Source organism: Streptomyces sp. NPDC050625, from assembly GCF_040654755.1.
In the GTDB taxonomy this organism is placed as follows: domain Bacteria; phylum Actinomycetota; class Actinomycetes; order Streptomycetales; family Streptomycetaceae; genus Streptomyces.
Window position 1 is genome coordinate 1 of sequence record NZ_JBFAIQ010000013.1, and the last position, 22,401, is coordinate 22,401.

Consider the following 22,401-nt stretch of genomic DNA (forward strand, 5'->3'; position numbering starts at 1 on the left):
TCGTTCGACTTGCATGTGTTAAGCACGCCGCCAGCGTTCGTCCTGAGCCAGGATCAAACTCTCCGTGAATGTTTTCCCGTGATCGGGATGAACACCACGAGAGCGGTGCGAGAGGAGGAATAGTCCCCTCGCACACAGCGTCCTCGCTGTGTTATTTCAAAGGAACCTCGCCACCAGAACAATCTGGTGGACGGGGTATCAACATATCTGGCGTTGACTTTTGGCACGCTGTTGAGTTCTCAAGGAACGGACGCTTCCTTTGTACTCACCCTGTCGGGCTTTCCTCCGGGCGCTTCCCTTCGGTCTTGCGTTCCCGACTCTATCAGATCTTTTCTCGACCCGATTTCCTCGGTGCTTTCCAGGTTCCCGCTCTCGCGTTTCCCTTTCCGGCGGCTCCGACTTTATCAGAGATTCTGAGTCGGAATTTCCACCCGCTCCGGGACGACCCCCTACGCGCACACGGCGGCAGTGGGTTCCCGTTCAGGCGGAGCCGTAAACGTACTGGAGCGGGGCGCCCCGATGCAAATCGAGGCGCCCCGCTCCGGGTTCACGCGTACGAGGGGTCGTACGTGTGTCAGACCTCCACGACGACCGGCAGGATCATCGGCCTGCGCCGATAGGTGTCCGAGACCCACTTGCCCAGCGTGCGGCGGATGAGTTGCTGCAGCTGGTGGGGCTCTACGACGCCGTCCTGCGCCGACCGCTCCAAGACTTCGGTGATCTTCGGGACGACCTCTCCGAAGGCAGAGTCGTCGATCCCGGAGCCGCGGGCGTGGACGTGCGGGCCGCCCGTGATCTTGCCGGTGGACGAGTCGACCACCACGAAGACCGAGATGATGCCCTCGTCGCCGAGGATCTTGCGGTCCTTGAGCGCCGGCTCGCCGACGTCGCCGACCGAGAGGCCGTCGACGTACACATAACCGGCCTGGATCTTGCCGGAGATCTTCGCCTTGCCCTCGACGAGGTCGACGACCACGCCGTCCTCGGCGATGACGATCCGGTCGTGCGGTACACCCGTCAGGGCGCCCAGCTCGGCGTTGGCCCGCAGGTGGCGCCATTCGCCATGGACCGGCATGAGGTTCTTCGGGCGGCAGATGTTGTAGAAGTACAGCAGCTCGCCCGCGGAGGCATGGCCGGAAACGTGCACCTTGGCATTGCCCTTGTGGACGACGTTCGCGCCCCAGCGGGTCAGACCGTTGATGACGCGGTAGACCGCGTTCTCGTTGCCGGGGATGAGGGACGAGGCCAGGATGACCGTGTCGCCGTCAACGATGCGGATCTGGTGGTCACGGTTGGCCATCCGGGACAGGGCCGCCATCGGCTCGCCCTGGGAGCCCGTGCAGACCAGGACCACCTCGCTGTCCGGCAGGTCGTCCAGCGTCTTGACGTCGACCACCAGGCCCGGTGGGACCTTCAGATAGCCGAGGTCGCGGGCGATGCCCATGTTGCGGACCATCGAGCGGCCGACGAAGGCGACCCGGCGGCCGTACTCGTGTGCCGCGTCCAGGATCTGCTGGATGCGGTGGACGTGGCTGGCGAAACTCGCCACGATGATCCGCTTGCGGGCGCCCGCGAAGACCTGGCGCAGGACGTTGGAGATGTCCCGCTCGTGCGGGGTGAAGCCGGGGACCTCGGCGTTCGTGGAGTCGCTGAGGAGGAGGTCGATGCCTTCCTCGCTCAGGCGCGCGAACGCGTGCAGGTCCGTCAGACGGTTGTCCAGCGGCAGCTGGTCCATCTTGAAGTCGCCCGTGTGCACCACCATGCCGGCGGGAGTGCGGATGGCCACGGCCAGGGCGTCCGGGATGGAGTGGTTGACCGCGACGAACTCGCAGTCGAAGGGGCCGACGCGCTCGCGGTTCCCCTCGGCCACCTCCAGGGTGTACGGGCGGATGCGGTGCTCCTGGAGCTTCGCCTCGATGAGCGCGAGGGTCAGCTTGGAGCCGATCAGCGGGATGTCCGGCTTCTCGCGGAGAAGGAACGGAACACCGCCGATGTGGTCCTCGTGGCCATGGGTGAGGACGATGCCCTCGATGTCGTCGAGGCGGTCCCTGATGGACGAGAAGTCCGGCAGGATCAGGTCGATTCCGGGCTGCTCCTCCTCGGGGAAAAGCACACCGCAGTCGACGATCAGCAGGCGGCCGCCGAACTCGAAGACCGTCATGTTGCGGCCGATCTCGCCGAGGCCACCGAGTGGGGTGACCCTCAGACCACCTTCGGCGAGCGGCGGGGGCGGGCCCAGTTCAGGATGCGGATGACTCAAAAGACTCTCCTCACCACGCACGCCACGTACCGGTAGGGCACGTGGCGCGCGTGACGTTCGTGCAGAAGCAGTTGTCGTTGTGGGGTGCAGGCACCGGTGTCCTGCCTATTCAGTTGTGAAGTCTGGTGTCAGAGCTGTACCCCGCCCGCGGCAAGATCGATCTTGAGCTGGGCAATCTCCTCGGTCGAGCACTCGACCATGGGCGCGCGCAGCGGCCCGGCGGGCAGGCCCTGGAGGGCGAGCGCGGCCTTCGTCGTCATGACGCCCTGGGTGCGGAACATGCCGGTGTAGACCGGGAGCAGCTTCTGGTGGATCTCGGTGGCCTTCTGTACGTCGCCGGAGGTGAAGGCCTCGACGAGGGCCCGCAGATCCGGAGTGACCACATGGCCGACGACCGAGACGAAGCCGACCGCGCCCACGGAGAGCAGCGGCAGGTTGAGCATGTCGTCACCGGAGTACCAGGCCAGGCCGGACTGGGCGATGGCCCAGCTGGCGCGGCCGAGGTCGCCCTTGGCGTCCTTGTTGGCGAGGATTCTCGGGTGCTCGGCGAGGCGGACGAGTGTCTCCGTGTTGATCGGGACGCCGCTGCGGCCGGGGATGTCGTACAGCATGACCGGCAGCTCGGCGGCGTCGGCGACGGCCGTGAAGTGCCGGTACAGGCCCTCCTGCGGGGGCTTGTTGTAGTACGGGGTGACGACCAGGAGGCCGTGTGCGCCCACCCGCTCGGCAGCGCGCGCCAGCTCGATGCTGTGGTGGGTGTCGTTGGTGCCGACGCCGGCCACGACGTGGGCCCGGTCGCCGACGGCCTCCAGTACGGCTCGTACGAGGTCCGCTTTCTCCGCGTCGCTGGTGGTGGGGGACTCACCGGTGGTGCCGTTGATGATCAGGCCGTCGTTGCCTGCGTCCACCAGGTGGGTGGCGAGCCGCTGCGCGCCGTCGAGGTCAAGTGCGCCGTCCGCCGTGAAGGGCGTGACCATGGCGGTGAGGACCCGCCCGAAGGGGGTCTGCGGAGTGGAGGTCGGAGCCATGGGTAACACGCTACTCGCTGCCCAATACGTGGTCTGCCCTTGGGGTGCGGGGAAAGTCATGACAAATGTGGAGCCCGGCACTGCCTGCTCGGGGGTTCAAGCAGTGCCGGGTCCGTTTGATCAGGCTAGATGAACTTCCACAAATGCCGCAATACGGACACTTCACCAGGCTGACCGCACAGGTGTACCGCGCTACGGCGCGACGCGGCCGTTGGCGTTGAATGCGGCGTACGTCAGCGGCATGAGCTCGGCCCATGCGGCCTCCATCCTCTCGCCGACCATCTCGATCTCCCGCTGCGGGAAGGACGGCACCCTGGCCAGCTCGTGCTGGGTGCGCAGGCCGAGGAAGTGCATCAGCGAGCGGGCGTTGCAGGTGGCGTACATCGAGGAGAACAGGCCGACCGGGAGGACCGCGCGGGCCACCTCGCGGGCGACTCCGGCAGCGAGCATCTCCTGGTACGCCTCGTACGCGTGGACGTACGAGTCCTCCATCACGCGGCCGACCAGTTCCTGCTGGGCCTGGGAGCCCTCCACGAAGACGTACTTGCCCGGGCGGCCCTCCTGGACCAGCTTGCGGGACTCGTCGGGCACGTAGAAGACCGGCTGGAGCTCGCGGTAGCGGCCGCTCTCCTCGTTGTACGACCAGCCCACTCGGTGCCGCATGAACTCGCGGAACACGAAGATCGGGGCGCTGATGAAGAACGTCATCGAGTTGTGCTCGAAGGGGCTGCCGTGCCGGTCCCGCATCAGGTAGTTGATCAGGCCCTTGGAGCGCTCCGGGTCCTTCTTCAGCTCGTCCAGCGACTGCTCGCCGGCGGTGGAGACGCGGGCGGCCCACAGCACGTCGGAGTCGGCCGCGCTGTGCTTGACCAGCTCTACGGTGACGTCGCTCCGGAAGCTGGGCTTGAGGGCGTCGGCGGGGGTGTCGGTCACGGCTCGGAGGGTCCTTCCATCACTTCTCTCGGGCGGCGCCCACTCTACGGCCCGGCACTGACATCGGGGCGTTCGGTACCGGGGCGCGACATCTTCGGCGAACTTCGGAGAACTTCTGTGAATTCGGGGCAAGAGGGCACCTTTTGCGTCTCTCGCTCGTCTGTGTTGGTGAGACCCACTCGTTCGATCCCCGAAGGGAGACGCAGTCCGATGTTCCGTCGGCGCGAGCCCGTCCCGTTCGCCTTCCTCGCCGAAGCCGACACGTTCCGCAGCAATGTCGCTCCACCGCCCCGTCAGCGGTCTTCCGTCGGTCAGATGGCCGGGCGCTGGCTGCTGGGGCTCACGATCGTCGCCGGGCTCGTGGGCGCCGTGGTCCTCGGTGGGCCGGCGCTGTCCACCCCCTCCACCACGCAGACCGAGCACTCCCAGGCGTCCCAGGGGCACTGACCCTTCCGGCCCCCCAAGGGTGGTGAGCGTGTACCCGGGCGGATAGCCTCACCGGGCACAGCCCATGCATGGAATGAGTGAGGACCAGCCGTGCCCCTGCCCTTCCTGACGGCCGACCGCACCTTCGAGGCAGCCGACGACGCCGCCCTGCCGTACGACGACCGCACGCGCTGGCGGCGCCCCTACCGGCCCGGGCCGTGGCGGGTGGCCGTCGCGGCGCTGTGCCTTCTCCTCGCCTCGTACGTGCTGTTCGCGGCGGTCCTCATCGCCCTGACCGGCTCGTCCTCCTCCGCCGCGGTGATCCTCTGCATCGCGCTGGCCATCATCGCCAGCGCGCTGCGGCTGCTGCGCATGGGCGTGTGGGTGAGCGCGCACGGGGTGCGCCAGGTGGCCTTCCTCGTGACGCGTACGGTGCCCTGGAAGCGGGTGGTCTCGGTGCGCACGGCGCAGCAGCCGGTGCGCTGGCTGGGCCTTCCTCGCACGGTGCAGGGCCAGGCGCTGACCTTCGTACGGAAGGACCGCCCGGCCGAGGACACGGCCCCGCTGCTGACCACACACGGCCTCGACTTCCTGAGCCGCTCCTCGGCCTTCGACAGGGCAGCGGACGCGGTGGAGGCCTGGGCGGCGGAGTACCGCCGGGGCTGACGGGGGCTGCCGCCCGGGGTGACGCGAAGGGACCGGTCCGCGGTGATGCGGGCAGACCTCTCGTGCAGGCGCGGACGGCGGAATGTGGCGGGACTAAGGCCCCAGGCAAAGCGCAAGACCGGTCCGCGATAGTTCGGGCCAGCCCCTTTCTCGTACACACGTGCGGATAAAGGTCCGCTCCGGTACGCCCACGGCCAAGGCCGGTCGAAGACATGGGCGGCTGAGGACCAGCAGAGATGCCGGAAGCAAAGCGAAAGGGCCCCGCATGAAAGCATCCGCGGCCCAGTGCCCGCCGGGCCAGCGGCGGAAGCAAGGCGTAGGGGCCGGTCCGTCGTAGTGCGGGCCGGCCCCCTGATGCCTACGCGTACGCCTCCCCGTCAGGGCTGGGTCGGCTTGGCTGTGTGGAGGGTGATGGCTCGTTGCATTGCCTTGCGGGCTCGGGGGGTGTCGCGGGCGTCGTGGTAGGCGACGGCCAGGCGGAACCAGCTGCGCCAGTCGTCGGGGGACGCCTCCGTCTCGGCCTTGCGCTTGGCGAAGACCTCGTCGGCCGAGTCACGGTCGATACGGCCGCCGGGGGTGCGTTTGAGTTCGTCGACGGGCAGGCCGCCCTCCGCGTCGAGCTCGGCGGCGAGCCGGTTGGCGTTGCGGACGAACTGGGTGTTCTTCCACAGGAACCACAGACCGATCACCGGCAGGATCAGCACCGCGACCCCGAAGGTGACGGTGATGAGCGTGCCGGACTGGATGAGCATGACACCGCGGCTGCCGACCAGGACGAAGTAGAAGACCAGGACGGCGGCTGTCACGGCATAGGAGATCTTCGCGCGCATGTGCTGGGGTTCCTCGGTCAGCCCAGGTCCAGGAAGTGCTCCAGGCCGAACGTCAGGCCTGGAGTCGACACCACTCGGCGGGCGCCGAGCAGGATGCCCGGCATGAAGCTGCTGTGGTGCAGGGAGTCGTGGCGGACGGTGAGGGTCTCGCCCTCGCCGCCCAGCAGGACCTCCTGGTGGGCCAGCAGGCCGCGCAGACGGACCGCGTGCACCGGGATGCCGTCGACGTCGGCGCCCCGGGCACCCTCCAGGGCCGTCACGGTCGCGTCCGGTGCCGGTGCCGTGCCGGCGGCGCGGCGGGCCTCGGCGATGAGCTGGGCGGTGCGCGTGGCGGTGCCGGACGGGGCGTCGACCTTGTTCGGGTGGTGGAGTTCGATGACCTCCACCGACTCGAAGTACGGTGCCGCGATCTGCGCGAACTTCATGGTCAGGACGGCCCCGATGGAGAAGTTCGGCGCGATCAGCACGCCGACCTCCGGGGACTGGGCGAGCCAGCCCCTGAGCTGCGCCAGGCGCTCGTCGGTCCAGCCGGTCGTGCCGACGACCGCGTGGATGCCGTGGCGCACGCAGAAGTCGAGGTTGCCCATCACCGAGGCGGGGGTGGTCAGTTCGACCGCGACCTGGGCACCGGTCTCCGCCAGGGTCTCCAGCTTGTCGCCCCGGCCGAGGGCGGCGACCAGCTCCATGTCCTCGGCGGCCTCGACGGCCCGTACCGCCTCGGAACCGATCCGGCCCTTGGCACCGAGGACCGCCACGCGCAGCTTGCTCATCTTCTTGCTTCCTAACCGGAGAAGTTCGGCCGGGGGTGTTCAGCCGGAGGGTTTCAGGCGACGGCGTCGTGCAGCCGGGAGGCCTGCTTGTCCTTGAGCGGGCCGATGACCGACAGCGACGGGCGCTGTCCCAGGATGTCGCGGGCGACCTCGCGGACCTCGTCCGGGGTCACGGCCGCTATCCGGGTCAGCATGTCGTCGACGGACATCTGCTCGCCCCAGCACAGCTCGCTCTTGCCGATACGGTTCATCAGCGCGCCGGTGTCCTCAAGCCCCAGGACGGTCGAGCCCTGCAACTGCCCTATGGCACGGCCGATCTCGTCGTCCGACAGACCGTTCCCGGCGACGTGGTCGAGCTCGTCACGGCAGATCTTCAGCACGTCGTGGACCTGCGAGGGACGACAGCCGGCGTACACGCCGAAGAGGCCGCAGTCGGCGAAGCCCGAGGTGTACGAGTACACGCTGTAGGCCAGGCCGCGCTTCTCCCGGACCTCCTGGAAGAGACGGGAGGACATACCGCCGCCGAGGGCCGTGTTCAGCACGCCGAGCGCCCAGCGGCGGTCGTCCGTGCGGGCCAGGCCGGGCATGCCGAGGACGACGTGCGCCTGCTCGGTCTTGCGGCCGAGGAGCTCGACGCGGCCCGCGGTGCGGATGCTGCGCCGGCCGTTGCGGGGCGCGACGGGCTCGGCCGCGGTGCTCTTGAGGGCGCCCGCCCTGTCGAAGGCGGCACGGACCTGTCGTACGACCTTGTTGTGGTCGATGTTGCCCGCGGCCGCGACCACCAGGTGGGTGGGGTCGTAGTGCTTCCTGTAGAAGCGGCGGATGCGGTCGGCGGTCAGGGCGTTGACCGTGTCGACCGTGCCGAGGACCGGGCGGCCGAGGGCGTTGTCGCCGAACATCGTGTGCGCGAACAGGTCGTGCACACAGTCGCCCGGGTCGTCCTCGGTCATCGCGATCTCCTCGAGGATCGCGCCGCGCTCGACGTTGACGTCCTCTTCGAGGATCAGCGAGCCGGTGAGCATGTCGCAGACGACGTCGATGGCGAGCGGCAGGTCGGTGTCGAGCACGCGCGCGTAGTAGCACGTGTACTCCTTCGCGGTGAACGCGTTCATCTCGCCGCCGACCGCGTCGATGGCGGAGGAGATGTCCAGCGCCGACCTTCGGCCGGTGCCCTTGAAGAGCAGGTGCTCCAGATAGTGCGTGGCGCCGTTCAGCGCGGGCGTCTCGTCGCGGGAGCCGACGTGCGCCCAGATGCCGAAGGTCGCCGAGCGCACGGAGGGCAGGGTCTCCGTGACGATGCGCAGGCCGCCGGGGAGGGTGGTCTTACGGACCGTACCGATCCCTCCGGTGCCCTTGATCAGGGTTTGGGTACGGGCGACGGCCCGCGCCTCCGAAGAGGTGCGGGCCGTCGCCTTGGAGCTACTCGACGTCACTTGTCGGTGTCGTCCTTCTTGTCCTCGGCGCCCGCGGCGGAGCCGCTGTCGGATGCGGATTCCTCGCCCTCGATCACGGGGATCAGGGAGAGCTTGCCGCGGGAGTCGATCTCGGCGATCTCGACCTGGACCTTCTGGCCCACGCCGACGACGTCCTCGACGTTCTCCACGCGCTTGCCGCCGGCCAGCTTGCGGATCTGCGAGATGTGCAGCAGACCGTCCTTGCCGGGCAGCAGGGAGACGAACGCACCGAAGGTGGTCGTCTTCACGACCGTACCGAGGTAGCGCTCGCCGACCTCGGGCATCGTCGGGTTGGCGATGCCGTTGATCGTGGCGCGGGCGGCCTCGGCGGACGGGCCGTCGGCGGCACCGATGTAGATCGTGCCGTCGTCCTCGATGGTGATCTCGGCGCCGGTGTCCTCCTGGATCTGGTTGATCATCTTGCCCTTGGGGCCGATGACCTCACCGATCTTGTCGACCGGGATCTTGACGGTGATGATCCGCGGGGCGTGCGGGGACATCTCGTCGGGCCTGTCGATGGCCTCCATCATCACGTCGAGGATGTGGAGACGGGCGTCGCGGGCCTGCTTGAGGGCCGCGGCCAGGACGGAGGCCGGGATGCCGTCCAGCTTGGTGTCGAGCTGGAGGGCGGTCACGAACTCCTTGGTGCCGGCGACCTTGAAGTCCATGTCACCGAAGGCGTCCTCCGCACCGAGGATGTCGGTGAGGGTGACGTAGTGCGTCTCGCCCTCGATCTCCTGGGAGATCAGACCCATGGCGATACCGGCGACCGGGGCCTTCAGCGGCACACCGGCGTTCAGCAGCGACATGGTGGAGGCGCAGACCGAGCCCATGGACGTCGAGCCGTTGGAGCCGAGGGCCTCGGACACCTGACGGATCGCGTAGGGGAACTCCTCGCGCGTGGGCAGCACCGGCACGAGCGCGCGCTCGGCGAGGGCGCCGTGGCCGATCTCGCGGCGCTTCGGGGAGCCGACGCGGCCGGTCTCACCGGTGGAGTACGGCGGGAAGTTGTAGTTGTGCATGTAGCGCTTGCGGGTCACCGGCGAAAGGGTGTCCAGCTGCTGCTCCATGCGGAGCATGTTCAGGGTGGTGACGCCCAGGATCTGGGTCTCGCCACGCTCGAACAGGGCCGAACCGTGCACCCGCGGGATGGCCTCGACCTCGGCGGCGAGCGTACGGATGTCCGTCACGCCACGGCCGTCGATGCGCTTCTTCTCCTTGATCACGCGCTCACGGACCAGCTGCTTGGTCAGCGAGCGGTACGCGGCGGAGATCTCCTTCTCGCGGCCCTCGAACTCCGGCAGGAGCTTCTCGGCGGCGAGCGCCTTGACGCGGTCCAGCTCGGACTCGCGCTCCTGCTTGCCCGCGATGGTCAGCGCGGAGGCGAGCTCCGGGCGGACGGCGGCGGAGAGCGCCTCCAGGATGTCGTCCTGGTAGTCGAGGAAGATCGGGAACTCGGCGGTCGGCTTGGCGGCCTTCGCGGCGAGGTCGGCCTGGGCCTTGCACAGGACCTTGATGAAGGGCTTCGCGGCCTCCAGACCGGCGGCGACGACGTCCTCGGTCGGCGCCTCGGAGCCGCCCTCGATCAGCTTGATCGTGTGGTCGGTGGCCTCGGCCTCGACCATCATGATCGCGACGTCGCCGTCCTCCAGGACGCGACCGGCGACCACCATGTCGAAGACGGCGTCCTCGAGCTCGGTGTGCGTCGGGAAGGCGACCCACTGGCCACGGATCAGCGCGACGCGGACGCCGCCGATCGGGCCGGAGAAGGGCAGACCGGCCAGCTGCGTGGACGCGGACGCGGCGTTGATCGCCACGACGTCGTACAGGTGGTCGGGGTTGAGGGCCATGATCGTCGCGACGACCTGGATCTCGTTGCGCAGGCCCTTCTTGAAGGACGGGCGCAGCGGGCGGTCGATCAGACGGCAGGTGAGGATCGCGTCCTCGGAGGGACGGCCCTCACGGCGGAAGAAGCTGCCGGGGATCTTGCCGGCGGCGTACATCCGCTCCTCGACGTCCACCGTCAGGGGGAAGAAGTCGAGCTGGTCCTTGGGGTTCTTGGATGCGGTGGTGGCCGACAGCACCATGGTGTCGTCGTCCAGGTACGCAACGGCGGAGCCGGCGGCCTGCTTGGCCAGGCGGCCCGTCTCGAAGCGGATGGTACGGGTGCCGAAGGCGCCGTTGTCGATGACGGCCTCGGCGTAGTGGGTCTCGTTCTCCACTAGCGTTTTCTCCTCGTCTTCGTCCCTGGCTGCCCGTATGGCAGGGGGACGGTTGCGGAGAAGCGCTCCGTGCGGTGCGGGCCGGTCTTCGATCGAAGCACCCGGGGTTCGCTTCCCCCGGGGGCCACTACCGAGGACCGGCGGCGGCTTGGTGCGCTTTCTCCTCTTCTTGTTGTGCTGTGTCGTCCGTAATGCGTAATGCGTTGTGCTACCACACTACAAAGCGTGAGTGACACTCCGCACGTTTCCGTACGTACGGCAAAGGGAGCGGCCCCCGAGTCCTATCGGGAACCGCCCCCTTCACGGCGTCTTACTTGGCGCCCGCAGCACCGCGGCGGATGCCGAGGCGGTCGACCAGCGTACGGAAGCGCTGGATGTCCTTCTTGGCCAGGTACTGCAGCAGCCGGCGGCGCTGACCGACCAGGATGAGCAGACCACGGCGGGAGTGGTGGTCGTGCTTGTGGGTCTTGAGGTGCTCCGTCAGGTCGGAGATCCGACGCGACAGCATGGCGACCTGGACCTCGGGGGAGCCGGTGTCGCCCTCCTTGGTACCGAACTCGGTGATGATCTGCTTCTTCGTAGCGGCGTCGAGCGACATGCGTACTCCTCGTAGTCTTGAGTGGCCACCGAGTGCCCCCGGTCTTTGTCTCGGGGGAGCTTCCGTTACTCGGAAGGCGGGGATCCGCTGCGCGCGGCCTCCAGGGCTTGCAGGGGGTGCCTGCGGGGCTCCGGGGGTGCGTACACGAACGGCCGTCACTCAGGGTACCAGCCCGGACGGATGGCCCTGCCCCGGCTCGGCCCACGCTCTTTATGCCGACCGCCACGGTGTCGATCCCACCCCTGGTAGGCGGGTGCGGCCGAGTCACCGCAGGTGAGGAACGCGAGCAGGTGCCGTCCCCGGCGAAGCCGGCGTCCGCACAGGAACGTGCATGAATACGCCCTCCGGACGCTCGCCGGCCGCCGTGACGCTGCTGTCACCCTTCGTAAGGGGCGCACATCGGTGAACGTCTGACCTGGGACAACATTGGCAAGTAGGGTGACTGCGCAGCTCGTTGAGACAGCAGGAAGGACCTGGTCGCCATGACCGATGCCGAGGACAGGGAACTCAAGGCGCGCAAGGAGCGGGAACGGGACGAGCTGTACGCGCTCGACATCTCGGACGTCGAATGGCACTGCGCACCGGGCACGGAGGAGCACGAAGAGCGGGTCGAGATCGCGTACCTGCCCGAAGGTGCCGTGGCCATGCGGTCGTCCCTCGACCCGGGCACCGTGCTGCGCTACACGGAGGCCGAGTGGCGGGCGTTCGTGCTGGGAGCGCGGGACGGGGAGTTCGACTTGGAGCCGACGGAGCACAACGGAGGGCTCACCACGCAGTGACCGGAAACGGGCGGCACGCGCGTGTGCCGCCCCTCCACGCATCCCTCCGGCTCAGCCGGCGCTCCCGATACCGAGGGCCGACAGTACGGGGTCCTTCGGGCGCTTGGGGTCTGCGGACAGCTCCTGCTTCGCGAAGAAGACCCGGCCCTGCTCCACGACGATGTCCGACTGCTCGGGATCGCCCAGCATGTGGTCGTCGCCGCCCGAGAGGTTGAAGACGAGCAGGGGCGTCTCCTTGCCGGTGCGCGGGTTCCAGCTCACGACGGCGTCGGGTTCGATGTCGCTGAACGAACGCCGGTACACCAGCAGGTCTTCACCGCCCATCCGCAGGGGGAAGACCGGTGACTGCGGACGCCCGTCGATCTTCCGTTCGGTCTTGCCGGTCTTGATGTCGAACGCGACGATCCAGTTCTCCGGTTGGTCGATCTCGGTCTGGTCCTTGCTCGTGACGAAGACCTGGCTCCGGCCGACGACCATGCCGGGGCACTTCTCGACGACGCCGAAGAAGCCCATCCCGTCACCGCACTTGGGGTCGTATGCGCCGCTCCCCATGGAGATCGTGGCGAGGTGCCTGCCCTTGTCGTCGAGCGTGATCAGGTCGGTGACCGAGGTGTCCCCGGCCGCGACGGCCAGCACCGGTGGGTCGGACGACGGCAGGTAGACGGCCTCGACTCCGGCAGCCGGCTTGTATGTCCACTTCGCCTTGCCCGTGCGTGGGTCGAGCTTCTCGACCCGGTAGGTGGTGTCGGGCGCCTCTCCACAGCGTTCCAGAGCAAGCAGCGCCCTCCCTCCGGCGAAGCCCCGGTCCTCGCACTTGGAGCGGGTCGCGCTGTTCCAGAGTTCCTTGCCGTTCTTCATGTCGTACGCCACGGAGCCCTCGCCCCAGGCGACGGCGACCACGCCCTTGGTCAGGGTCAGATTGGTGTTGGTGACAAAGGCCGAGGTCGCCGAGGGCATCGAGGACTGCCACAGCTTCTTGCCGTTGTTCAGGTCGACGAACACCACCTCGTCGCAGATGCCCGCGCCGTCGGTGCCCTTGCGCTTGGCGGGCTGCACCACGACGGCCGTACGGCCGTCGACCGTGACGTGGCTGCTGGTGGCGCAGATGTGCCCGTCCAGCTTGAGGGTCCAGGCTGTCTCGTCGTAGTGCGGCTCGACCTTGATGCCGACGATCCTGTCGGCCACACCCTTGGCGAGGATCTTGCCCGTTGCCCAGGTGCCGGGAGCGTAGCGCGGGTGCGACTCGGTGACCCCCGCCAGTCCCTCCTCGTTGTGGTCGACCACCACCTGCCCCTCGGGCGTGGCCGGGATCTTCTCGACGGTCTCCCTGACCTCGTCCGCGGCGGGAGCGGCCGCCTCCTGCCGGGGGTCGGACGGTTCGCCGTCGCCGGCGCGCGTCAGGAGCCAGCCGCCCACACCCAGGGCGACAGCGAGTACGGCCGCCGCGATGCCGAACAGACGCCTTCGATACCTCTTCCGCTTGTCGTGCGCCGTCAGTGTGGACTGCGTGAAGACGGAAGGAGGCGGGCCGAAGCTCACGCTGAAAGATCCCTTTCTCGACTGTCGAGGTTGCATCGCCGCGTGCGACACGCGTCAGTTCGCGGCTCCACAGGGTGCGATGCCGGGTCACCGTACCGGCGTACGAGGTGGTAGCCGACCGGAGCGCCTTCGGCAGGGCTCTTGGCGCCGGGCACAGCTGTCCCCGTGGCCGTCGTGCTCACCTTGTGCTCCCCCTCAGCCACGGTTCAGCGCCCGTGATGTGAGAATCCTGCGCCGCGCGTGTGCTCAAGCGAACACCGGGCACCCTACCGCCACCCCGTCATTCGTGGAGTCAGCAGGATCACGCGGCGGCCTGCGTCCGCCTGTAGACGGGGGGACGGACCTCATTCGTGGGACCCGACAAGGGAGTTGGGGAGCTGTGAGTCACGGTGCTGCCAACCCTCGGCATGGGTGGCTCGGTGAGATCGGACTGTTGGGTACGCCACGGCGGATGAACTGACCGGATGGCCTGAACTGGCCAGTCTTGCCCGTTATGTTCGCCAATTGTTCGCCAATAGGAAGGCTGCGTACGGCTCTTCCGGGCAAGGTGTGCGGTGATGGGCGGGTGCTGACAGGTGGACGGGCCTGCCGAGGTGGGGCGTGCGGTGATTAGGCTGGGACCGGGCGCGATGCCAGAACCCGTGGACCGGGCGTCGGCGGCCCAGGGGGAGAGCCGGTGGATCGGACTACCTCGAACGACTTCGGACGACTGAGAACGACACGAACATGGTCGGCCCGGCACGGCATGAGGGTGCTCGACCACACCAGGAGGAACTGTGAGCAGCGATCGGGACGGGATCCGCGGGGGCTGGGCCACACCCGGCGATGACCAGCCCGACGCCGAGTCCGCCATCGAGACGACGGGCGAGTTCACCATCGACTACGCACCGCCCGCCTGGTACACGCAGAACGCGTCGCCCGGGGCGTCGGGGGATTCGGGGAGTTCGGGGAGTTCGGGGAGTTCAGACGCGGGTGCGGGTGCCGACGGGGCGGCCGGGCCGGGGAGTTCGCCGTTCCCGGCGGGCGCTCCGCTTCCGGGGCTGACCCCTCCCCCGCACGCGACTCAGGCGGCCGGGGCTCCGGCACCCGGTGCGCCGTTCACTCCGCCTCCGCCTCCGCCCGCACCCGCGCCCGGTGCGCCGTTCACTCCGCCCGTTCCGGCGGCTCCTGCGCCGGGGGCGCCTTTCACGCCGGCCGCGCCGCCGACCGCGCCGCAGGGCGGGAGCCCCGTCGCCGTGCCGAGGCTGCCGGTGGGGAGCGGGTTCGAGCCACAGCAGCCGCAGCAACCGCAGGCGGAGCCACCGGCGCAGCGGCCCGCGGAGCCCACGTCGCCGACGGCCGTTCCGAACATTCCGGCGGGTGGGTATCAGGCCCAGTGGGCTCCTTCCACGCCCGCGGCACCTCCGGCTCCGCCTGCGGCCGCTCCTGTCACGGACGAGCAGGAGTCCGGCAGTGGTGACCTGGAGAGCGGCGCGACCATGCGGTTCTCCGCCGTTGCGCTGAAGCGCGAGATCGCCGAGGTCGCGGAGCGGAAGGCCGCGGCCGAGGCCGCCGTCGAGCCAGAGAAGCCCGAGGACGGCGACGTGGTCGCGAACGGGGCCGACGAGGAGGACACCGGGTCCGTGTCCGCGGAGGCAGAGGCAGAGGCGGAGGCCGAGGCCGAGGCTGAGGAGGTCGCGCCGCAGGCTGCCGCTGCGGAGGACGTGGAGGCGGACGAGGATGTCGAGTCCGACTCCGTGGAAATCGAGGCCGAGGCCGAGACCGAGACCGCCGAAGCCGAGCTCACGGAATACTCCCCTCAGGGTGACGCCGTGTCGGATGACGCCGATGACGTGGCTCAGGTCGTGACGGACGACGCGATCACCACCGAGGCCGAAGTCGCCGACGAGGCGCCCGCGGAGCCCGAGTTCGACGAAGACGCGTCGCCCCAGGACTCCGCCCCTGCCGACGCCGTACCGCAGGACAGCGCGCCCGAGGACGAGGTCCCCCAGGACGCCGTACCGGCCGCGCCCCCCGAGCCGCAGGACGCCCCGCCCGCCTGGGCCCCGCCGCCGGCCCCGCAGGGCGGGCTGCCGCCGCTGCCGCCGTCGTACCAGTCCGCCGCTCCCGCTCCGGCGGCCCAGTGGCCCGTACAGCCCGCGCCGCAGCAGCCGGACCCAGTGCCCGGTCCGCCGCAGCCCGCGGCCGCGCAGGGCCCGTCCGCCGTGCCGCCGGCCCCGCAGCAGCCGTTCCAGCCCCAGGCTCCGCAGCCCGCACCGGCGGCCTGGAACCAGCCCGCGCCCCCGCCGCCCCCGCAGCCCTACGCCCCCGGTGTCCCTGCGGCACAGCAGCCTCCGGCGCCCCAGGCCGGCTACGGCTTCCCGCAGCCGCCCGCCCCCGCTGCGCCGGCACCTCAGCCGCCCAACCCCCAGAGCGGCTACGGCTTCCCGAACCCCGGCGCACCGGCAGCCCCTCAGCCTCCGGCACCGCAGCAGCCCAACGCCGTTGCCCAGCCCCAGGCCCAGCCGCCGGCCCCGGCTCCCAACGCGCCCGCCGGCTACGGCTTCCCGCAGCCGCCCGCCCCCGCTGCGCCGGCACCTCAGCCGCCCACCCCCCAGAGCGGCTACGGCTTCCCGAACCCCGGCGCACCGGCCCCCGCCCCGGCAGCCCCTCAGCCTCCGGCACCGCAGCAGCCCAACGCCGTTGCCCAGCCCCAGGCCCAGCCGCCGGCCCCGGCTCCCAACGCGCCCGTCGGCTACGGCTTCCCGCAGCCCGCAGGCACCGCCGCCCCCGGCACACCGGACGCACCCAACCCCCAGGCCGGCTACGGCTTCCCGCAGCCACCCGCCCCGCAGGGTCAGCAGCCCGGACAAGCACCGCAGGCTCCCCAAGCGCCCCAGGCGCCCCAGATGCCGCAGCAACCCGTCGACCCCCGGGCCGGAGCCGCCTGGCCGCAGCCCATCCGGCACGATCAGCGGCAGCCGACCAACCCGGGTGCCGCGCCGCTCGGTTACACCGCGGCCGTGGAGCTGTCGTCGGACCGGCTGCTCAACAACAAGCGGCAGAAGGCGAAGAGCGGACGGCCTGCGGCGGCGCCGAGCCGGTTCAAGATCGGCGGAAAGAAGGAGGAGGCCGAGCGGCAGCGCAAGCTCGACCTGATCCGGACGCCCGTGCTGTCCTGCTACCGGATAGCGGTCATCAGCCTCAAGGGCGGTGTCGGCAAGACCACCACGACCACCGCCCTCGGCTCGACGCTCGCCACCGAGCGCCAGGACAAGATCCTCGCCATCGACGCAAACCCGGACGCCGGTACGCTCGGCCGCCGGGTGCGCCGCGAGACCGGGGCCACCATCCGCGACCTCGTCCAGGCGATCCCGTACCTCAACTCGTACATGGACATCCGGCGGTTCACCTCGCAGGCCCCCTCCGGCCTGGAGATCATCGCCAACGACGTCGACCCGGCCGTGTCCACGACCTTCAACGACGAGGACTACCGGCGCGCCATCGACGTGCTCGGCAGGCAGTACCCGGTCATCCTCACCGACTCGGGCACCGGACTGCTGTACAGCGCCATGCGCGGTGTGCTGGACCTCGCGGACCAGCTGATCATCATCTCGACGCCGTCGGTGGACGGTGCGAGCAGCGCCAGTACGACGCTGGACTGGCTGTCCGCGCATGGATACGCCGACCTCGTGTCCCGTTCGATCACCGTCATCTCCGGTGTGCGTGAGACCGGCAAGATGATCAAGGTGGACGACATCGTCAGCCACTTCGAGACGCGGTGCCGCGGTGTCGTGGTCGTGCCCTTCGACGAGCACCTCGCGGCCGGTGCCGAGGTCGACCTCGACATGATGCGGCCGAAGGTGCGGGAGGCGTACTTCAACCTCGCGGCCATGGTCGCCGAGGACTTCGTACGGCACCAGCAGGCGCACGGGCTGTGGACCAACGACGGCAACCCGCCGCCAGTGGCCGCTCCGCCGATGCCGGGTCAGCCCCTTCCTGGCCAGCCGGGTCAGCAGGGGCAGCCGTATCCGGGCCAGCCGTACCCGCAGCAGGCTCCGGCGCAGCCCTACCCGCCGCAGCAGCCCCAACAGCACCAACAGCCGCAGCCGCCGGCCCAGCCCTACCCCCAGGCTCCGGCGCCCGGCCAGCCGTACCCGCCGCAGCAGGGGCAGCCTTACCCGCAGCCGGGCCAGCCGTACCCGCCGCAGGCTCCGTCCCAGGAGTAGGGCGACTGCGACAGAACACGAAGGGCGGCCGGTGCCTCGAACGCACCGGCCGCCCTTGTGCGACGCCGCTTGTCGTCGTGCGCCTACTCGTCCGCCGCGATCAGCTCGCGGCAGCGCTTCACGTCCTCGGCCATCTGCTCCAGCAGGGCATCGAGGGAGTCGAACTTCGCCTGACCGCGCACATAGGACAGGAAGTCGACGCCGACGTGCAGTCCGTACAGGTCGAGCCCCACGCGGTCGATGGCGTACGCCTCCACCGTGCGCTCGGTGCCGTCGAACTGCGGGTTCGTACCGACGGAGATCGCGGCGGGCATGATCTCGCCCTGGGCGTGGAGGTAGCCCGCATAGACGCCGTCGGCGGGGATCGCGGTGTGCGGCAGCGTCTCGACGTTGGCCGTCGGGAAACCCAGCTCACGGCCGCGCTGGGCGCCGCGTACGACCACGCCCTCGACGCGGTGCGGGCGACCCAGGATCTCGCGGGCGCCCTCGACGTCGCCCTCGGCGACCAGGCGCCGGGTCAGGGTCGAGGAGAAGGGCTCGCCGCCGCCCGCCGCGCCGGTGACGTACAGGTCGACGACCTCGACCTCGAAGTCGTAGACCTTGCCCTGCTCGACGAGGAACTCGACGTTCCCCGCGGCCCGGTGCCCGAAGCGGAAGTTCGGGCCCTCGACGACCGCCCTGGCGTGCAGCTTGTCGACCAGGACCTTGACGACGAACTCGGCGGGCGAGAGCTTCGAGAACTCGGTCGTGAAGGGGAGGATCAGCACCGCGTCCACGCCGAGGTCCGCCATCAGCTCCGCGCGGCGGTGGTGCGGGGCGAGCAGCGGCGGGTGGCTGCCCGGGCGGACGACCTCGCTGGGATGCGGGTCGAAGGTGACGACGACGGAGGGAACGCCCAGCTCACGGGCGCGGTCCACGGCGTGCTTGATGATCAGCTGGTGACCGCGGTGGACTCCGTCATAGGAACCGATGGTGACGACGCTGCGCCCCCAGTCCTGGGGGATGTCCTCCAAGCCACGCCAGCGCTGCACTGTGACCGCTCCTCGAACCCGTGTCCGTATCTTCCGACCTGTTACGCAGGTCTAAGGGTGCCATGCCGTGCGCCCCGGGCCCGCATCGGCATGGGGGCTGTGACGGGGCGCACGTGCGGAACCGGGGTCAGGCCGGGACCCCGACGCCCGCCAGGTCCCCGATCATGCGCCGGGTGCTGGGCCCCACGACCGCGGCCCACTCGTCCGGAGTGTCGGTGAGCCAGCGGGCCATCAGCACGGCGAAGCCGGGCACGTGGCGGCCCAGGTCGACCAGGCCGCGGTCGAAGCGGGTCGCTCCGTCCGGGGTGCGGACCAGGAGGAGGCCGGTGCGGTGGACGAGGTCGCGGACGTCCTCGCCGCCGTATGCGACGGAGTGCAGCAGGGCGTCCAGGACGTCCGGCTCGCGCTCGTGGGTCAGCAGGAACTCCAGGAGCTCGCGGCGCAGCGGGCGGGAGGCCGGGGTGCCGGGCGCGGCGAGCACGGCCGCGACGGCCGCCCGCACCCGCTCCGGCCCCGCGTCGAGGAGGCCGGTGACCAGCGGCAGGAGCACGGCACGGGCGGCCGGGCCGTGGTCGAGGCAGCGGTCGACGTACGCCGCCACGTGCCCCGCGATGTCCGGCCGCAGCTCGACGGCCTCGCGGACGAGCACGGCGACCCGGCGGGCCAGCGCGGGTGTGGTGACATCGGCGAGGGCGCGCAGCGCCTCGCCCGCGTCCGGACCGACGCGCACCCGGTCGCGGAAGGCGTCGAGGACCGGGTCCGGGTGGGTGGCCAGGGCGGGGACCAGGGCGCTCGGCGGGATCCGGGGGTCGCCGGACGCGAAGTGCCGCAGGGCCCGGGGGAGGTGGCGGGCCCGGGTGCGCGGGTCCCGTACGAGGAGGGCGAGCGCGCCGCCGTGCAGGCTGCGGTCCGCGGGGCGGGCGAGCAGGGCGAGCGCCGCGTAGCGCAGCAACTCGCGGTCGGCATCGGTCCGGACGTGGGGTGCGGCGCCCAGCCCGTACGCCACCGCGGCCGCCCGCCGGTCCGGCCGCGCGTCGTGCGCCCACCGGTCGACCGCCCGGCACACGGCCGACGGCTCGTCCTCGGCCAGCACCGAGAGCAGCTCGTCGGACCGCTGGTGCGCGCTGTTCACCAACAGCTCGGTGAGGTCGTCCAGGGCGCCGTGCCGATGGGTGTGCAGCAGCGCCTGCGCGGCCGTGGCCACGGTGGCATGGGGGGTCGCGGGCAGTGGGCGCTCGTCGTCGAACCAGCGGGTCAGGTGGGGTTGTACGGCGGTGGGGTCGGCGGCGAGCAGTCGGGCCACGGCGTCGAGGTAGCGGAGGTGCCGGGTGCCGCCGGGACGGGTCCCGAGGACGTCGAGGGCGTTTCCGCCCAGCGCCTCGGACCGGCCCCCGTCCGCTCCCCCGGGCTCCGGCGGGGCCTCGTCCGCCAGGACCAGCCGGCGCAGCAGCTCGAAGCGCTCGTCGTCCGGGACGGGCAGGGCGGTCCAGAAGGAGGGGCCGAACTCGGCCGGTACCGGGCGCTGTCGGCGGCGCCAGGTGACGATCCGGTCGGCCAGCATGCGCAGCACGTCGGTGTACGGCGTCGCGTCGGGCACGCGCAGCAGCGTCTGAGCGAGCAGCCGGGCGGCCCACCAGGAAGCGGGGTCGGCGTCCAGGGCGTGGATCAGCTCTTCCATACGGCGGGACGATCGGCGGGCGCCGTGCTGGCGGGCGAGGAGGAGCAGGGCCTGGACGACGGGGCCGACGCGGTGGTGCGGGAGGGGCAGGGACAGGGGGTCGGCCGACGGCGGGGTGCGGCGGCGGTGGACCAGGGCCCGCAGGGCCTCGTCCAGGTCGAGGTGCATGCCCTGGAGCCAGTCGGCGAGCTCCTCGTGGGCGAAGCGGTAGCCGGCGCCGGCGGGGACCAGGAGGCCCTCGGCGACCACGGCGTTCGCCCAGCCGGTGCCGCCGCCGAGCCGGGCCGGGGCGGGGCCCCAGGGGAACACCGCCTCGAAGGACTCCCGGTCCAGTTCGCCGTGCCCGGGACCCAGACTGCGCCGGGCGGCCTCGTGAATCTGTCCGGAGACCCGGGCCGCGAGACGGCGTACGGCCGTGCCCCGCAGACCGTTCTCGGCGGCGAGCCGGACCGCGATGCGCAGGCACATCAGGTCGAGGTGGGCGGAGAGGACGTCGTGACGGTCGAGGCCGGTGGTGGCCGGGGCGTCCGGGAGCGCGGCGCGGACCTCCGAGAGGAGCCGGAGGGTGAGGGGGTGGCGGGCGTCGCGCTCGGCGAGGGCGCCGACCGGGACGGCATAGCGGGAACGGGCCCGGTGGGCCTCGTCGGGGGTGAGGTCGGTCAGGTGCACGCAGGGCGGCAGGGTGTGCGGGGCGTCGGCCGGGACGTACGGGTGCAGCAGCTCGCGCGGGAACCGCGCCCCGGCGCCCTCCCAGTACTCCTCCCGGCACGCGACCACCAGCCGTGCCCCGGTCTCGCGCAGCCACGCCGCCGTCCCCTCGGTCCACTCGCGCAGACGGTGGGCGAGGACGGGCGGCATCTCCTCGGGGCCGTCGAGGAGGAGCAGCAGGGGGCGGCCGGTCCGCCGGGCGAGGCGGGCGAGGCGCTCCGGGGTGATGTCGCCCAGGTCACCGGGGAGCAGGGACCGGGACGCGGTGACGATACGGGCCGCCCGCTCCAGCGTCCGGCGCACCGCGTCGGCCACCGAGTCGTCGCCGTCCTTGAGATCGGCGCCGCGCAGCCACAGCGTGGGGGCCGGTTCCGTGCCGCGGTTGCGGCGGGCGGCGAGGGCCGCCAGTTCCGTCGTACGACCGCTGCCCGGGGCGCCGACGAGGCCTAGCACGGTGGCTCCCGCAAAGCCGGGCGCGACGGCTCCGGCAGGGCCGGGCGCGGTGGCTCCGCCGGCCGCGAAGGCGGTCAACTCCCGTGTCGCCTCCGCCCGTTCGACCGGCTCCACCGGGACCGGTCCCCCGGCGCCGACCCGGCCGACATGGCCGTCGAGCGCTCCGGGCGGGCCGTCCTGCCCGATCGAGGTGGCCGTGAGCTCCAGTACTCCCGCCAGGTTGAGGTCGGCGCCGTAGGCGGGCACGGTCGCCGCGTTGCGGGCGAGCAGCTCGGCGAGCGGGCCCGAGGCGGGGCGCAGCCGCACCGCGAAGCCGGCGTCGCGCTCACCCGACCGGAGCGCCGTACCGAGCACACCGAGCACGGCGCCGGTCCCGGCGTCGAGCACGGGCCCGCCGGCCGCCCCGCCACCCAGCCGCAGCGCGTCCCGCCCGGCCGTGCCGATCGCCAACTCCAGTGCGTCGCCGAGGAGATGGACACCGTCCGTGGCCGTGTACGTCACCCGGGTCGCGCCCAGCACCCGGGCCTCGCGCCAGCGGTCCGCGGCGATCCGCACATACGTACCGGTCCCGATCCGCTCCCGCACGGTGATCGGAAGCGGGTCCCCGCCCAGGCCCGCGGTGCGTACGAGGGCCAGGCCGAGGCCGGGCAGCGCGGTGACGGCGTCGGCGGTGACGACGCAGGTCCGCTCGCCGGCGGCGTGCAGCACGAGCCGGGACAGGCCGTCGACCGTCTCGTGACTGGTGACGACCGTGCCGTGGTGGTCGGCCAGGAAGCCGGTGCCGCGCGGCCGGCCGGCCAGGTCGCTGATCCGCACCA

15 protein-coding genes and 1 rRNA gene are annotated in these 22,401 nt (G+C 70.9%); 4 read left to right on the forward strand and 12 right to left on the reverse strand.

Annotated features, from left to right (window positions below; translation table 11 throughout):
* The 4 genes from AB0I54_RS26335 to thyX form a co-directional block, all read right to left on the reverse strand.
* A 16S ribosomal RNA gene (locus tag AB0I54_RS26335) occupies nucleotides 1-69 on the reverse strand; the annotation flags it as partial.
* Nucleotides 70-574: 505 nt separating this feature from the next.
* Nucleotides 575-2,260, reverse strand: coding sequence for a ribonuclease J (locus tag AB0I54_RS26340; protein ID WP_363298626.1), 1,686 nt, complete (start codon nucleotides 2,258-2,260; stop codon nucleotides 575-577).
* A 128-nt stretch (nucleotides 2,261-2,388) separates the two neighbouring features.
* Nucleotides 2,389-3,288 (reverse strand): 4-hydroxy-tetrahydrodipicolinate synthase, encoded by a 900-nt coding sequence (dapA, locus tag AB0I54_RS26345; protein WP_363298627.1) that lies wholly within the window; start codon nucleotides 3,286-3,288, stop codon nucleotides 2,389-2,391.
* 192 nt (nucleotides 3,289-3,480) lie between these two features.
* Nucleotides 3,481-4,221 carry an FAD-dependent thymidylate synthase gene (thyX, locus tag AB0I54_RS26350; RefSeq protein WP_363298628.1) on the reverse strand — a complete coding sequence of 247 codons (741 nt, stop codon included), beginning with the start codon at nucleotides 4,219-4,221 and terminating at the stop codon, nucleotides 3,481-3,483.
* Nucleotides 4,222-4,431: 210 nt separating this feature from the next.
* On the opposite strand from thyX, the gene AB0I54_RS26355 reads away from it, so the two are divergent.
* Together AB0I54_RS26355 and AB0I54_RS26360 are read left to right on the forward strand one after the other, a co-directional pair.
* A complete protein-coding gene (locus tag AB0I54_RS26355) occupies nucleotides 4,432-4,668 on the forward strand; it encodes a hypothetical protein (protein WP_363298629.1) in 237 nt (78 codons plus the stop codon).
* A 90-nt stretch (nucleotides 4,669-4,758) separates the two neighbouring features.
* The gene (locus AB0I54_RS26360; protein WP_363298630.1) at nucleotides 4,759-5,313 is read left to right on the forward strand and encodes a hypothetical protein; all 555 of its coding nucleotides are present in this window, start codon (nucleotides 4,759-4,761) and stop codon (nucleotides 5,311-5,313) included.
* A 377-nt stretch (nucleotides 5,314-5,690) separates the two neighbouring features.
* Here the strand turns inward: AB0I54_RS26360 and AB0I54_RS26365 are convergent, their stop codons facing one another.
* From AB0I54_RS26365 to rpsO, 5 genes are all read right to left on the reverse strand, one after another.
* Nucleotides 5,691-6,143 carry a hypothetical protein gene (locus AB0I54_RS26365; RefSeq protein WP_363298631.1) on the reverse strand — a complete coding sequence of 151 codons (453 nt, stop codon included), beginning with the start codon at nucleotides 6,141-6,143 and terminating at the stop codon, nucleotides 5,691-5,693.
* 17 nt (nucleotides 6,144-6,160) lie between these two features.
* Complete coding sequence (dapB, locus tag AB0I54_RS26370; RefSeq protein WP_363298632.1) at nucleotides 6,161-6,913, reverse strand: 4-hydroxy-tetrahydrodipicolinate reductase; 753 nt, start codon at nucleotides 6,911-6,913, stop codon at nucleotides 6,161-6,163.
* Nucleotides 6,914-6,966: 53 nt separating this feature from the next.
* On the reverse strand, nucleotides 6,967-8,346 hold the full coding sequence (locus AB0I54_RS26375; protein WP_363298633.1) for a pitrilysin family protein: 1,380 nt from the start codon (nucleotides 8,344-8,346) through the stop codon (nucleotides 6,967-6,969).
* Nucleotides 8,343-10,589, reverse strand: a complete 2,247-nt coding sequence (locus AB0I54_RS26380; RefSeq protein ID WP_363298634.1) for a polyribonucleotide nucleotidyltransferase — start codon at nucleotides 10,587-10,589, stop codon at nucleotides 8,343-8,345. Before AB0I54_RS26380 ends, AB0I54_RS26375 begins: the two co-directional genes overlap by 4 nt.
* 310 nt (nucleotides 10,590-10,899) lie before the next feature.
* On the reverse strand, nucleotides 10,900-11,187 hold the full coding sequence (gene rpsO, locus AB0I54_RS26385) for a 30S ribosomal protein S15 (RefSeq protein WP_020138875.1): 288 nt from the start codon (nucleotides 11,185-11,187) through the stop codon (nucleotides 10,900-10,902).
* A 482-nt stretch (nucleotides 11,188-11,669) separates the two neighbouring features.
* Between rpsO and AB0I54_RS26390 the strand changes: the two genes are divergently transcribed.
* Nucleotides 11,670-11,966, forward strand: a complete 297-nt coding sequence (locus AB0I54_RS26390) for a DUF397 domain-containing protein (RefSeq protein ID WP_363298635.1) — start codon at nucleotides 11,670-11,672, stop codon at nucleotides 11,964-11,966.
* A gap of 51 nt (nucleotides 11,967-12,017) precedes the next feature.
* Here AB0I54_RS26390 and AB0I54_RS26395 read toward each other — a convergent pair whose 3' ends face one another.
* Entirely contained in the window at nucleotides 12,018-13,505 is a 1,488-nt protein-coding gene (locus AB0I54_RS26395; RefSeq protein WP_363298636.1) for a PQQ-binding-like beta-propeller repeat protein, read from the reverse strand.
* A gap of 776 nt (nucleotides 13,506-14,281) precedes the next feature.
* On the opposite strand from AB0I54_RS26395, the gene AB0I54_RS26400 reads away from it, so the two are divergent.
* A complete protein-coding gene (locus tag AB0I54_RS26400) occupies nucleotides 14,282-17,713 on the forward strand; it encodes an SCO5717 family growth-regulating ATPase (protein ID WP_363298637.1) in 3,432 nt (1,143 codons plus the stop codon).
* Between the two features lie 83 nt (nucleotides 17,714-17,796).
* Here the strand turns inward: AB0I54_RS26400 and AB0I54_RS26405 are convergent, their stop codons facing one another.
* Nucleotides 17,797-18,744, reverse strand: a complete 948-nt coding sequence (locus tag AB0I54_RS26405) for a bifunctional riboflavin kinase/FAD synthetase (RefSeq protein WP_363298638.1) — start codon at nucleotides 18,742-18,744, stop codon at nucleotides 17,797-17,799.
* A gap of 127 nt (nucleotides 18,745-18,871) precedes the next feature.
* Complete coding sequence (locus AB0I54_RS26410) at nucleotides 18,872-22,399, reverse strand: serine protease (protein WP_363298639.1); 3,528 nt, start codon at nucleotides 22,397-22,399, stop codon at nucleotides 18,872-18,874.
* Nucleotides 22,400-22,401: the final 2 nt, after the last annotated feature.